14 protein-coding genes are annotated in these 13,764 nt (G+C 33.3%); 9 read left to right on the top strand and 5 right to left on the bottom strand.

Annotated elements, in window-relative coordinates; translation table 11 throughout:
* Positions 1-25: 25 nt before the first annotated feature.
* The gene (locus tag Q1A73_RS09865) at positions 26-493 is read right to left on the bottom strand and encodes a hypothetical protein (protein WP_299604847.1); all 468 of its coding nucleotides are present in this window, start codon (positions 491-493) and stop codon (positions 26-28) included.
* A gap of 220 nt (positions 494-713) precedes the next feature.
* Between Q1A73_RS09865 and ileS the strand changes: the two genes are divergently transcribed.
* From ileS to Q1A73_RS09825, 8 genes are all read left to right on the top strand, one after another.
* Positions 714-4,118 carry an isoleucine--tRNA ligase gene (gene ileS / locus Q1A73_RS09860; protein WP_299604845.1) on the top strand — a complete coding sequence of 1,135 codons (3,405 nt, stop codon included), beginning with the start codon at positions 714-716 and terminating at the stop codon, positions 4,116-4,118.
* A 4-nt stretch (positions 4,119-4,122) separates the two neighbouring features.
* Positions 4,123-4,506 (top strand): TraR/DksA C4-type zinc finger protein, encoded by a 384-nt coding sequence (locus tag Q1A73_RS09855; protein ID WP_299604843.1) that lies wholly within the window; start codon positions 4,123-4,125, stop codon positions 4,504-4,506.
* A 123-nt stretch (positions 4,507-4,629) separates the two neighbouring features.
* Positions 4,630-5,163 (top strand): RNA polymerase sigma factor, encoded by a 534-nt coding sequence (locus Q1A73_RS09850; protein WP_299604841.1) that lies wholly within the window; start codon positions 4,630-4,632, stop codon positions 5,161-5,163.
* A gap of 10 nt (positions 5,164-5,173) precedes the next feature.
* The gene (locus Q1A73_RS09845; protein WP_299604839.1) at positions 5,174-5,965 is read left to right on the top strand and encodes a HEAT repeat domain-containing protein; all 792 of its coding nucleotides are present in this window, start codon (positions 5,174-5,176) and stop codon (positions 5,963-5,965) included.
* A gap of 32 nt (positions 5,966-5,997) precedes the next feature.
* A complete protein-coding gene (locus tag Q1A73_RS09840) occupies positions 5,998-6,756 on the top strand; it encodes a DUF4097 family beta strand repeat-containing protein (RefSeq protein ID WP_299604837.1) in 759 nt (252 codons plus the stop codon).
* A 33-nt stretch (positions 6,757-6,789) separates the two neighbouring features.
* Positions 6,790-7,491, top strand: a complete 702-nt coding sequence (locus Q1A73_RS09835; protein WP_299604835.1) for a DUF4097 family beta strand repeat-containing protein — start codon at positions 6,790-6,792, stop codon at positions 7,489-7,491.
* Between the two features lie 118 nt (positions 7,492-7,609).
* The gene (locus tag Q1A73_RS09830) at positions 7,610-8,230 is read left to right on the top strand and encodes a hypothetical protein (RefSeq protein WP_299604832.1); all 621 of its coding nucleotides are present in this window, start codon (positions 7,610-7,612) and stop codon (positions 8,228-8,230) included.
* Positions 8,231-8,273: 43 nt separating this feature from the next.
* The gene (locus tag Q1A73_RS09825) at positions 8,274-8,885 is read left to right on the top strand and encodes a lipoprotein signal peptidase (protein WP_299604829.1); all 612 of its coding nucleotides are present in this window, start codon (positions 8,274-8,276) and stop codon (positions 8,883-8,885) included.
* Between the two features lie 42 nt (positions 8,886-8,927).
* Here the strand turns inward: Q1A73_RS09825 and Q1A73_RS09820 are convergent, their stop codons facing one another.
* From Q1A73_RS09820 to Q1A73_RS09805, 4 genes are read right to left on the bottom strand one after another with little or no spacing between them, the layout of a single operon-like run.
* Positions 8,928-9,500: a 5-formyltetrahydrofolate cyclo-ligase gene (locus Q1A73_RS09820; RefSeq protein ID WP_299604827.1), complete on the bottom strand. Its 573-nt coding sequence runs from the start codon at positions 9,498-9,500 to the stop codon at positions 8,928-8,930.
* Between the two features lie 5 nt (positions 9,501-9,505).
* Positions 9,506-10,486 carry a succinylglutamate desuccinylase/aspartoacylase family protein gene (locus Q1A73_RS09815; protein ID WP_299604825.1) on the bottom strand — a complete coding sequence of 327 codons (981 nt, stop codon included), beginning with the start codon at positions 10,484-10,486 and terminating at the stop codon, positions 9,506-9,508.
* 6 nt (positions 10,487-10,492) lie between these two features.
* Positions 10,493-11,365 (bottom strand): 30S ribosomal protein S6--L-glutamate ligase, encoded by an 873-nt coding sequence (gene rimK / locus Q1A73_RS09810; protein WP_299604822.1) that lies wholly within the window; start codon positions 11,363-11,365, stop codon positions 10,493-10,495.
* Positions 11,362-11,793: a RimK/LysX family protein gene (locus Q1A73_RS09805; RefSeq protein ID WP_299604819.1), complete on the bottom strand. Its 432-nt coding sequence runs from the start codon at positions 11,791-11,793 to the stop codon at positions 11,362-11,364. The genes rimK and Q1A73_RS09805 overlap by 4 nt, the downstream gene beginning before the upstream one ends.
* 162 nt (positions 11,794-11,955) lie before the next feature.
* Between Q1A73_RS09805 and uvrC the strand changes: the two genes are divergently transcribed.
* A complete protein-coding gene (gene uvrC / locus Q1A73_RS09800) occupies positions 11,956-13,755 on the top strand; it encodes an excinuclease ABC subunit UvrC (protein WP_299604817.1) in 1,800 nt (599 codons plus the stop codon).
* Positions 13,756-13,764 lie beyond the last annotated feature (9 nt).

Below are 13,764 nucleotides of genomic sequence, written 5' to 3'. Positions count from 1 at the left end.
TTAAAAATATACAACATCAACTTCCTTACTCTTCTTCTTCTTCTTCATATGCCATTATCTCAAAATGGGCAGTCTTCTTTTTTGAAGAAACTGTAATCTTTTCGATTACCGATCTATCAATTTTGTGGATGTCTTGTTCTTCTATAATAAAATCTACTTGAGTAATACTTTTGTTGGATACGTTAGAAAAATCAGATTCTATTTCCTGCATATCAGAAGCTAAATTCAGTTCAAAATTCTTTCCTAAAATTAACAGTTCAGCTCCTTTCCAGGTTTTTATATGAAAACTCCCAATAATAATCGTTTTTACATAATAATACCCTGCTAATTCCACAATATCCATATAAATCTCATTCGATGAAGATTGTGCAAATTTGGTTCCGTTTACCTGTATAATTATATTTTCTGTATGGGTATCCACATGTAATTTCTCCATGGCTCTAATATTACCAAGAGCCGCCTGCACTTTCAGAATCGAACGTTTTAAACTCATAGTTGTGATTTATACTTCAAAAATAACTTTTCATATGAGAATAGATCATCTATCACAATTACTTTTTGCCTTCATGATCAAAAAAGTGCAAAACAAAAGCTATTGTAGTTTTGATAACCGAAATTTCACCTAATAATAATACACAATATTTGAACGATTTACACTCGTCATTTTTCGAGAAAATCGTTATTTTCGCAGACTTAATAGAAAGAACGATCAAATGAGCACGAAGTTTCCTGAATATAAAGGACTTGACTTGCCAAAAGTGGCAGACGATATACTAGAATTCTGGCAGCAGAATAATATTTTTGAAAAGAGTATTTCCGAGCGTGAAGATGCGACTCCTTTTGTATTTTTTGAAGGACCTCCATCTGCAAATGGATTACCAGGAATTCATCACGTAATGGCACGTGCTATTAAGGATATTTTTTGTCGTTATAAAACACAAAAAGGTTTTCAGGTACAACGAAAAGCTGGATGGGATACGCATGGACTTCCTGTAGAATTGGGTGTAGAAAAGGAACTTGGAATTACTAAAGAAGACATTGGTAAAAAGATCACCGTAGAAGAATATAACGAAGCTTGTAAAAAAGCTGTAATGCGTTATACTGATATTTGGAATGATCTTACAGAGAAAATAGGGTATTGGGTAGACATGGAAGATCCTTATATCACTTACAAATCCAAATATATGGAAACGGTATGGTGGTTACTTTCTGAAATCTATAAGAAAGGATTACTTTATAAGGGATATACCATACAACCTTATTCCCCAAAAGCAGGAACAGGTTTAAGTTCTCACGAATTAAATCAACCTGGAACCTATCAGGATGTAACGGATACTACTGTAGTAGCTCAGTTTAAAGCTAAAAAAGAAACACTACCTTCATTTTTAACAGATATTGAAGAGGATATTTATTTCTTAGCCTGGACAACCACACCTTGGACATTACCGTCTAATACTGCATTAACAGTAGGGCCAAAAATTGACTATGTTTTAGTAAAAACATTCAATCAATATACATTTGAGCCAAGCCATGTGATCCTTGCCAAAAATCTGGTAGGAAAGCAGTTTAGTGGAAAGTTTGTTCTAGCAGAAAACCAAGAAGAAGTAAACAACTTTAAACAAGGAGATAAAAAAATCCCTTATTACATATTAAAGGAATTCAAAGGAACAGACCTTGTTGAAATCCGATATGAACAATTGTTGAATTACGCTCTTCCGTATAACAATCCTGAAAATGCTTTTAGAGTAATATCAGGTGATTTCGTAACTACCGAAGATGGTACGGGTATTGTACATACTGCACCAACATTTGGAGCAGATGATGCCTTAGTATCTAAACAAGCAACTCCAGAAATTCCACCTTTATTGGTAAAGGATGACAACGATAATTTAGTTCCTTTAGTTGATTTACAAGGTAAGTTTACCAAACATGTGGGTGAACTAGGTGGGAAATATGTAAAGAACGAATATTATAATGATGGCGAAGCTCCTGAAAAATCAGTAGATGTCGAAATTGCTATCAAATTAAAAACAGAAAATAAAGCATTTAAAGTAGAGAAGTATGTACATAGTTATCCAAACTGCTGGCGTACTGACAAACCTATTTTATATTATCCTTTAGATTCTTGGTTCATCAAAGTAACAGATTTTAAAGATCGCATGCATGAACTAAATCTGGGAATTAACTGGAAACCAAAAGCTACCGGAGAAGGACGTTTCGGGAACTGGTTAGCAAATGCAAACGACTGGAACTTATCCAGATCTCGTTTTTGGGGTATTCCATTACCAATATGGAGAACAGAAGATCACAAAGAAGAAATGGTGATAGGATCTGTTGAGGAATTAAAATCTGAGATGCAGAAAGCAGTAAATGCTGGTTTCATGGCAGCGGATATCTTCGAAGATTTTGTTGTGGGTGATATGAGTGAAGAAAACTATGATAAAATAGATCTTCACAAAAATGTTGTAGACAAGATTATTTTAGTCTCTCCTTCCGGAAAACCAATGAAACGAGAAAGCGATCTTATCGATGTGTGGTTTGATTCAGGTTCTATGCCATATGCGCAATGGCACTATCCTTTTGAGAATAAGGAAAAAGTAGAAGCTGGAGAGCGAAAAGCTGATTTCATTGCAGAAGGTGTGGACCAAACTCGTGGATGGTTCTATACACTACATGCAATAGGAACAATGATTTTTGATGATATCGCATACAAAAATGTTGTTTCTAATGGTTTAGTATTGGATAAAAATGGACAAAAAATGTCCAAAAGACTTGGTAATGCTGTTGATCCTTTCGAAACATTGAAAACCTATGGTCCAGATGCTACCAGATGGTATATGATTAGTAATGCAAATCCTTGGGATAATCTTAAATTTGATTCTGAAGGAATTGGTGAAGTGCGCAGAAAATTCTTCGGAACCTTATATAATACCTATTCGTTCTTTACACTGTACGCAAATATTGATAATTTCAATTATTCCGAACCAGAAATACCATTAGCAGATCGTCCAGAAATAGATCGCTGGATTTTGAGCGAACTGCATACACTAATCCAAAGTGTCGATGAATACTATAATGATTACGAACCTACAAAAGCAACAAGAGCTATTTCAGATTTTGTTCAGGAAAATTTAAGTAACTGGTTTGTACGTTTAAGTAGAAGGAGATATTGGAAAGGTGATTACGAACAAGATAAAATCTCAGCATATCAAACATTATACACTTGTATGCTAACAGTTGCAAAACTGGGAGCGCCAGTAGCACCATTTTTTATGGATCGCTTATATAAAGACCTTGTTGCTAATTGCGCACAAGAATCTTTTGAGAGTGTACATTTATCAAATTTCCCAACATTTGATGCTAGCTACGTAGACAAAGCTTTAGAACATAAAATGCAAAAAGCACAATCTATCTGCTCTTTGGTTCTTTCGTTACGTCAGAAAGAAAAAATAAAAGTGCGTCAACCATTACAGCGAATTATGATTCCTGTTCTTAATGATGCGGATAAAGCTGAGATCAATGACATTGCAGGTTTGATTAAAAGTGAGGTAAATGTAAAGGAGATAGAGTTATTAGACGATGCTTCAGGGATATTAGTGAAACAAATTAAGCCAAATTTCAAAAATTTAGGCCCCCGTTTTGGTAAATATATGAAGTTGATAGCCAGCAAGATACAGTCTTTTGATCAGGAAGCCATTAAAATTCTTGAACAAACTGGTAGTTTTGACTTAGAAATTAATGATAAAATTATTACTTTAGGTACCGATGATGTAGAAATCAGTTCCCAGGATATTGAGGGTTGGTTGGTTGCAAATTCTGGATCCCTTACCGTTGCTTTGGATATTACCATTACTCCAGAACTTAAAAAAGAAGGAATCGCAAGAGAGCTTGTAAACAGAATTCAAAATATCCGTAAGGATAGCGGATTAGAGGTGACTGATCGTATAGAAATTGTAATTAAGGAAAATAAATCTATACAAGAAGCCGTAGCGACCAATGAGACCTACATCAAGAATGAAACCTTAACCGATACAATTGAGTTTGCAACAGATGTAATAAATGGTACAGAAATTGCGTTTGACGACATTGCAACCCAATTGGTAATAAAAAAACAGTAATTGTATGGCAGAAGATGTAAAAGTAAGGTACAGTGACTCCGATCTAGCAATGTTTAAAGAAATCATTGTGGAAAAGATGGAGAAAGCTAAGAAAGATTTGGAATTACTTCGAAGCGCTTACAAGAATGATGGTAACAATGGTACAGATGATACCTCTCCAACATTCAAGGCTTTTGAAGAAGGAAGCGAGACTATGTCTAAAGAAGCAAATACGCAGTTGGCTATTAGACAAGAGAAATTTGTGCGTGATTTAAAAAACGCATTACTACGTATTGAAAACAAAACATATGGTATTTGTAGAGTAACAGGAAAGTTAATCAACCCAGAAAGATTAAAGCTTGTTCCGCATGCTACACTTAGTATAGAAGCTAAGAATATGCAGAAATAAATATCAAAATATTGTACATTTAAAATGCTTTCCAAATTGGAAAGCATTTTTTTTATGTCCTAATGTAACCTTTTTAAAAAAGACAGGTATTAATAATAGAAGCTAACCAAAAAGAGTAACATCTTGAAAAATTTAACTGATGAAGAATTAATGATTCTGGTATCTGAAGATAATTTGGATATGATGCGTATCCTGTTCGAACGATACCATATTAGAATCTTTAATTTTTTACTAAAAATGACGAACGATAGAGATGCCAGTCAGGATATTGCTCAAGAGGTTTTTTATAAAGCAATCAAGTATAGAAAGTCTTACAATAAAGGAAAGTTTTCATCTTGGATTTATACGATCGCCAGAAATATTTTTTCTGATCATTATCAAAGTAAAAAGAATAAGGATCAACGATTGGATGAAATTGAATATAAAACAGAACAAGAAGGATCTAACGGAATCGAAAAAGACGAAATTAAAGAACAACTAAACCAGGCTTTAAAAAAATTAAATAAGAGTGATAGAGAATTAGTGATCATGAATCGTTATCAAGGAATCAAGTATCAAGAGATTGCAGAAATAACAGGATCTACAACTGGAGCAGTAAAAACCAAAGTACATCGTGCGATTCATAAACTAAAAGATCATTACCTACAAAATATATAACACCATGAATATGGACTGTAAACAAATAGAAGAAAAGTTGATCGATTATATCGATAAGAATCTAGATCTAAAAGAGTATGATACCATTACAGCACATCTTTCTTCTTGCCCTGACTGCCAAGAATCCCTAAATGAATTAGAACAAATTTTTAAGGGAATTGAAAATGAAAAAGAAGAAATACCTGATCAAAACCTTAAAACCAGTTTTGAAGAAATGCTACTTACCGAAAAAGCTTTATTACAAGAGCCAAAAGTAGTTTCATTACATCAACCTTCTAAATCGAATTGGAAAACAGTTATTCAAATTGCAGCTACAATTGCATTAATAGTTTCTGCATACTTCTTCGGAAAGCAACAAAATCAGGAATCATTTTATGAGGAAATGGCAGTGTTGCAAAAAGAAAAAAAACAACTAAAACAAGAAGTGACTATATCACTTATCGAAAATGAATCTGCGAGTAAGCGTTTACAAGCTGTTAACTATGCTGAAGAATTCGAAAAACCTAGTAATGACATATTAAAAGCTTTAATAAATAAAATGTTTTATGACGATCATATCAATGTGCGACTGGCTGCAGCAGAAGCACTGGCTAAGTTCTCAGACTCAGAAATGGTTCGTAAATCATTTATAGACGCTTTGGAGATTGAAAAAGATCCAGGCATGCAAATTGAATTAATTCAAATATTAGTTTCCATTCAGGAAAAACGCGCAGTTCCTTCTATGGAAAAGTTACTTCAAAATGAAGAAACACCAGGTTATGTAAAAGATCAAGTAACCATTGGTCTTCCTAATTTAATTTAAAATTTCAATCAAAAGACATTAAAAAAGAACAGATGAAACATATAGCAATCGCAATAGTACTTTTTATTACTATCGGACAATTAAAAGCACAAGAAAACTATACTCAATCTTTACAAGGAGTAAAAACAGCTGTTATTGGTTCGGCATCAGGTGTGATCATCAAATCACACGACAAAAACGAACTTATTATCGTTGGAGAGGGAAGAAAGATGCCAGAAAAAGCTAGAGGCTTAAAAGCTGTTTATGCTGGAGGAAGTGATAATACTGGGTACGGAGTATACGTACAAAAAGAAGGAGGTACCTTAGTGATCAGAAATCTCAAAAGTGCTTATACTGGTATTTTAGAAATCTTTCTTCCAAAAAGTATCAATATTAAAATAGAAAAAAGCAATCTTGGACGGATTGTAGCAGAAGGATTTTCTTCGGAAATAGAAGCTTTAACAAATGTAGGTAACATTACATTCAAAAATGTAACGGGTCCTATCGTAGCCAAAACGGCCACTGGAGAAATTAATATTGTATTTGACAAAGTGAGCCAAAGTTCTCCTATTTCATTAGTTTCTGCTACGGGTGCCATTGATGTTAGCCTTCCATCCAATACAGCAGCAAATTTGGAACTCAAAACAACTATGGGAGAAATTTTTACAGATTTCGATATAAAATTTCCAGTTCCAGAAAGCGATATGAAACTAGTTAGCGGTAAAAGAACAATAAAAACTGAACTTAACAATGGTGGTGTAGAAATTAGCCTTAGATCTTCCACCGGAAATATTTACCTAAGAAAACAATAAAGAGGTCAAACATCAATCAAAAAATCAATAATCATGAAAAATTTAGTAATCCTTATCGCATTTTGTTTCATAGCTATTCAAACAAATGCACAAAAAGTAATTGAAAAAGAAATAACAACGTCTTCTGATCAAATTCGTATAGAATTCAAGTTCGCTGATGATATCGTCATTAAAACTTGGGATAAAAGCAACGTATATGTAAAAGCAGAAGTAGACATTAACGATGGAGAGTTTAATGATTATTTCGAACTTACTATAGACAACTCCTCTTCTGTTTTAAATATCGAATCTAGTTATGGTGATTTATTCAAAAAATGGAATAAAAATAAAAAAGGTAATTGGGGACCTTGCAATAACTTAGAGATGGATGCCAACTATACTCTGTATATCCCAGAGAATATGAGTTTACGTGTTAAAAGCATCTCAGGAAGTGTAGCTTCTGAAAACTATAGAGGTGAGCTTGAAATAGATATCATTAGCGGAAATATAGATATCAAAAAGTATCAAGGAGATTTAACTCTTAAAACAATCAGTGGTACTATCGATGTGCACATTGCCAAGTCGAGACTTAGAGCAGAAACTGTTACAGGAATGATCTATTCAGATAAAGATTTAGAGTTTGATCAAGGAAAAAGTCGAGTTGTAGGTAGTAAAGTAACCGGAACTTTTGGAGATATTAAAAGTGAATTGGAACTCAAAACTGTAAGTGGTGATATTTTTATACGAAAACAATAGTCGACCTTCTTTACAAAAACACTGATTGTAAGATACTTACAAAACAACACAGTAAAACATCAAAAATTAAAGTTTAGCAATACTGATTGCATCAAGAAAAAAGCTACCTTGGAAATGTATGAGGCGGCTTTTTTCTTTTTTTGTATTACTATTATTTTGGATACCTGGATTATCACAATCCACCTTTGATAAAACAATTGATGTAACGGATATATCTGAAATCTTTATTGTCTTAGACAATACTTTTCAGGTAGAAGTTACTAATACCTCCGAAAACAAGGTCATTATTAGTGCCATTTCAGAAGGAGAATATCAAAACAATGTACTAATCAACGTAAAACAAACACAGAACACCTTGGTTATAGAGGATGATCTACAACCATTTTCCGAAAAACACAATGACAAATTAAGTGCACATAAGGTAATAGCCTTAAAAGTCAAAATACAATTGCCTCGTCATTTAGACACTACTATTACCTCAAAACTCGCCTCTTTAGATCTAGATGGTTCCTTAAAATCATTATTCGTAGAACTAAATTCTGGAGACTGTTTAGTGCAAAATTTTATAGGAAATGCGGTGATCAATACGCTAGGAGGTAATATCGAACTCCACACTAAAAATGCAAAGGTCAAAGCGGTAACAAAATCCGGTATAATTTCCTCGGATAAAATTTCTGGAAAGCATCAAATTGAGCTAAAATCCATAACAGGAAATATAAGTGTCTACAAAACAAAATAAAACACTATTTTTGTCCGTCACTATTCCGAAATCAAAGAAATTTATGTCTTTAAAGAAATCTATTTTAGTCATTATCGTGGTTCTGCTAATTGATCAGATTTCCAAAATATATATCAAAACTAACTTTTCATTACATGAAGAAGTCCCTGTTTTTAGTTGGTTTCGAATTGTATTTGTAGAAAATAAGGGTATGGCTTGGGGGTTTGAACTTCCAGGTAATTATGGTAAGCTTGTGCTTACTTTATTTAGATTAGTGGCAATAACTGGTATTGGATATTGGCTTTATGACTCCGTTCGTAAGAACAGCCCTAAAATTTTAACCTTTTGTATCGCCTTAATATTTGCAGGAGCATTCGGAAATATTATTGATTCTATATTTTACGGTATTATTTTTAACGAAAGTACTACCACACAAATAGCACAATTCATGCCCGAAAGTGGTGGTTATGAAAGTGTTTTTTATGGTAAAGTCGTAGATATGATACAATTTACGTTTTATGACGACATCCTACCTGAATGGATTCCTTTTTGGGGAGGAAAGCACTTTTCATTTTTCGATCCTGTTTTTAACATAGCAGATTCAGCAATTAGTATCGGTGTTTTCTTATTACTAGTCTTTAACAAGAAAGCTTTCCCAAAGAAAGAAGAAGCTTAAAATTCATTTTAGCTTCATTCCATCAATTAGGCATTAGCGTTCTCATTTTTTATTGAAGTCATAAATTTTTTGTGGTGTAACACAAAAATCTAATGCTATGTCAGTTGGCAATACATTTTCTATTAGTTCTTCAGCAGAAAAAAAGGAAAGCCCTATTTTGATAGTTTCAGGATTACATTTAGATAAAAACTTATCATAAAACCCTTTACCATAACCAACTCTATTTCCTAGCTGATCAAAAGCCAAAAGAGGTACAAAAACTACATCAATCTTAGATTCTGGAATAGGAATGCCATCTACCGGTTCTGGAATCCCCCAATCATTTACTTTTAGAACAGTATTATCCGTGAGCAACATATGCTCCAAACTATTATCCTTAAAATTACTTTTAGAAACCACAATATTCTTATCCTTTCCCTGAAGAATATGTAATATAAATTCTGTATTAAGTTCCTTCTGTTTTTGAATGGAAAGAAAAATATGGTAAAATGATTTTTCCCATATATCTAACTGTAGTAAATGATTCGAAATATCTAAACTAAGGTCATCTATCTGATCATTTTCTAACTTAGACCTCAGCGCTTTGTATTTTGCTCTCAATTCATTTTTACTCATCCTTTCTAAGAAGCTAATTGTGTCGTAATTCTAAAAATAGCATCTCCTTTATATACAATAGGAGCTTCATTCACATTAATAATATATCCTTGATTTGGCGCCTTAACGACATGTCTCATTTTACCATAAGGATCTGTGATTGTAGCAAGATGCTCTCCTTTTTCGACTAATTTCCCATAAGGTATTTTAATATGTAGTAATCCGCTATATTTTGCTCGCATCCAAGAACTTTTTTCTACAATAATTGTATCCTTTTTATCAGGGTCTGGCAGTTCTACAGAAGGTTTCAACATTTCTAAATGATTAAGTATTCTAATCACTCCTAAAACCCCTTCTTTGGCAATATCCCTATTACTATTTTGGGATTTCCCTCCTTCGAATAATAAAATATCAACTCCTTTTTTTGCACAAGTTCCACGATACGATCCCTCCAAATTTTTGGATAATAGAGTAAAAGGTGCATTAAAGACTTTTGCTAAGTCCATTAATCTTTCATTTTTTCCATCTACTCTTATATGGGGAGCGTTAAACCTACTGCCACCACCAGTATGAAAATCCAAACAAAAATCTGCTACTGGTAAAATCTCGTTGACAAACTGATATGCAAAACGACTTGCCAAAGAACCATTCTTAGTACCAGGGAATACTCGATTAAGATCCCTTCCATCTGGAAAAAAACGATTCATACTTAAAAAACCAAAAACATTAAGCAGAGGAATACAAATAATAGTCCCTTTTGCTGGTTTATTGATTTTTTTAGAAATAATTTGTCTTACGATCTCTACACCATTAATTTCATCTCCATGAATTCCTGCTGTAATCAAAACGGTAGGACCTGAATATTTAGAACGCTCTATTATTATCGGTATTTCTACTTTAGTAGATGTATAAAGATTAGCTATATTAAAGTTAATTGTCTTACTAGTGCCAAGTGGAATGTCTTCTCCTAAAATACTTAGAATGTCATTTTCTTCATTTGTTTTCATATAATTCTAAACACTTCGTTCTATAAACCGAATAATTGATTTTGCGATATCTTTCCCAGTAGCTGTTTGGATTCCTTCTAGTCCTGGAGAGGAATTCACTTCTAAAATTAAAGGGCCTCTTTCACTCTGAAGCATATCTACTCCTGCTACACCTAGTTTTAAGGCTTTCGCGGCTTTTATAGCTGCGTTCTCTTCCTCATCGGATAACTGAATAATCTTCGCACTTCCTCCTCTATGAAGGTTGGATCGGAACTCACCTTCTTTACCTTGTCTTTTCATCGCGCCTACTACCTGACCATCTACTACCAATACCCGAATATCTGCTCCTTTAGCTTCCTTGATATATTCCTGAACAATTACTCTAGCCTGTAAACCATTAAAAGCTTCCAGTACCGATTCTGCTGCCGTTTTGGTTTCTGCCAAAACAACCCCTAGACCTTGTGTACCCTCAAGCAATTTTATAATTAACGGTGCTCCTCCTACATGGGAAATTACTTCCGAAACATCTTTGGAGTAATTCGTAAATACGGTTTTTGGTAATCCCAAACCAGCTTTAGATAGAATCTGAAGGCTTCGTAATTTATCTCTGGAATTTACCAGAGCTTGTGATTGTACAGTAGTAAAAACATTCATCATTTCGAATTGCCTAACTACTGCAGTACCATAAAACGTAATAGAAGCTCCAATTCGTGGAATGACCGCATCTACATGATCCAGTTTTTTACCTCGATAATAAATCTCAGGCTTTTTCTTCTCTATGATGATATCACAATTTAAAGGATCAATGACTTGTACATTATGCTTTCGCTTAATCGCCGCCTGAACTAATGCATCGGTAGAATACAAACTAGCGCTGCGGGATAAAATTTTTATATTCATTTGGATTTTAGATTATAAGACTGATCTTCTAATTGCGGATCTACCAAAAATTTTCCACTAAGAAATTTACGTCCAATTAAAACTGGAAAACGCATATCGTCTCGAGAAGATAATGTTAGTGTTATAGGGTTTGTATTATTAAATAATGTGATTTTAGTTCTAATAGCATACCTCACTTCTACTTTTCCATTGCTACTTTTTACAGCAGTAATGTCATAATTCTTAAAAGTGAATTTTTTACCATTATACTCTGGATGAGTAGGATCCAAAAAGCGACATTCTAAAATTTGACCGACTTCTTTAATCTCTTTACAATGAATGGATGAAGTGTACGCACCAGTATCGACTTTTACATCGATGTCGCACAAATCCAAAAGCGGAAAATCCACCTTATCTGTTCTTCCAATTATTTTTTTCTGATCTTTCAAAAAAGTACCTTTCAAACAATATAAATACTAAAGTAATAAAAAACCAGATTCATTTTATAGGATAACACTTTTAATACTTAAATTCATTTCTCGTTTTTAACATAATAATATTATGAACCGTATTTATTAATGCTAACAAAGCATTAAATTTACATTTGGAATATGCAACAACCCTCATTAGAAATACAACTTAAAACTTTACCAACAGGGCCAGGAGTTTATCAATATTATGATAAAGATGACACGTTATTATATGTTGGAAAAGCAAAAAACCTCAAAAAAAGAGTTACCTCATACTTTACCAAAAATCACGATAATTACAAGACAAAGGTATTAGTAAAAAAGATCCGCACTATACGTCATATTGTTGTAGAGACGGAGACCGATGCATTACTGTTAGAAAACAATCTCATTAAAAAACATCAACCTCGTTTTAATGTAATGCTCAAGGATGACAAAACGTATCCTTGGATTTGTATTAAAAAAGAACGTTTTCCAAGAGTTTTTCCTACCCGAACTCTTATTAAAGATGGTTCTGAGTATTTTGGCCCTTACACGAATTTTAAAACTGTTAATACTTTATTAGATCTTATTAAAGGACTATATCAGCTAAGAACTTGTAATTACGATCTATCGCAGCAAAAAATTGAAAGTGGTAAATATAAAGTATGTCTCGAGTATCATTTAGGAAATTGTAAAGGACCTTGTGAAGGATTGCAAGATGAAAAAGAGTATCATGAAAATATTGAGGCCATCAGACAAATCGTAAAAGGTAATTTTAAAGATTCTCTCAATAGGTTTCGTAAACAAATGGCGATGCATGCAGAAAAAATGGAATTTGAAGATGCACAACGGATAAAAGAAAAAATTGAAGTTTTAGAAAAATACCAAGCGAAATCTACTGTGGTGAATCCAAAAATTAGCAACGTAGATGTATTTTCTATTATTTCTGACGAATCCTACGGCTATGTCAATTTTCTTCAATTATCCTATGGTTCTATTATAAGATCTCACACTACCGAAATTAAGAAGAAGTTAGAAGAAACTGATAAAGAACTACTAGAACTTGCTATCATCGAATTAAGACAACGTTTTAATTCGAGATCTAAAGAAATATTTGTACCCATTGATGTGGATTTGGGCGAAGATCTGAAAATTACAATTCCTCAGCTTGGAGATAAAAAGAAAATTGTAGACTTATCATTACGTAATGCAAAATATTATAGACAGGAGCGATTTAAACAAATTAAAATCATAGATCCAGATCGACATGTAAAACGATTAATGGCTCAAATGAAAAAAGATCTTCGACTACCTGAAGAACCAAGACATATCGAATGTTTTGACAATTCTAACATCCAAGGAACCAATCCAGTCGCAGCTTGTGTAGTCTTTAAAAATGGGAAGCCTAGCAAAAAAGAATATCGAAAATTTAATATCAAAACAGTAGAAGGACCTAATGATTTTGCTTCTATGGAAGAAGTAGTTTACCGAAGATATAAAAGACTGCTAGATGAAGAGCAACCATTACCACAACTTGTGATTGTAGATGGTGGAAAAGGGCAATTGTCTTCTGGATTAAAAGCTTTGGAAAGTTTAGATCTAAGAGGAAAAATAACCATTATTGGAATTGCTAAAAGATTAGAAGAGATCTATTATCCTGGTGATTCGATACCATTATATCTAGATAAGAAATCAGAATCTTTAAAAATTATTCAGCATCTCAGAAATGAGGCGCACCGTTTTGGAATTACTTTTCACAGACAAAAAAGAAGTAAAGCTGCTTTAGACACAGAACTTGATACCATCCCAGGAATTGGAGAAAAAACTGTTGTAGAATTGCTGAAACATTTTAGATCAGTAAAACGAATACGCGAAGCCACAAAAAAAGAACTTGTAGAAGTAGTTGGTAATTCTCGCGCAACCAAAGTGTATAATTACTATCTTTCTAAAAAAGAATAAACCTTTGAT

The sequence above is a fragment of the uncultured Aquimarina sp. genome (assembly GCF_947492115.1).
Classification (GTDB): Bacteria; Bacteroidota; Bacteroidia; order Flavobacteriales; family Flavobacteriaceae; genus Aquimarina.
The sequence above is the reverse complement of the archived record's forward strand: the minus strand, read 5'-3'. Positions and strand labels throughout refer to the sequence as shown.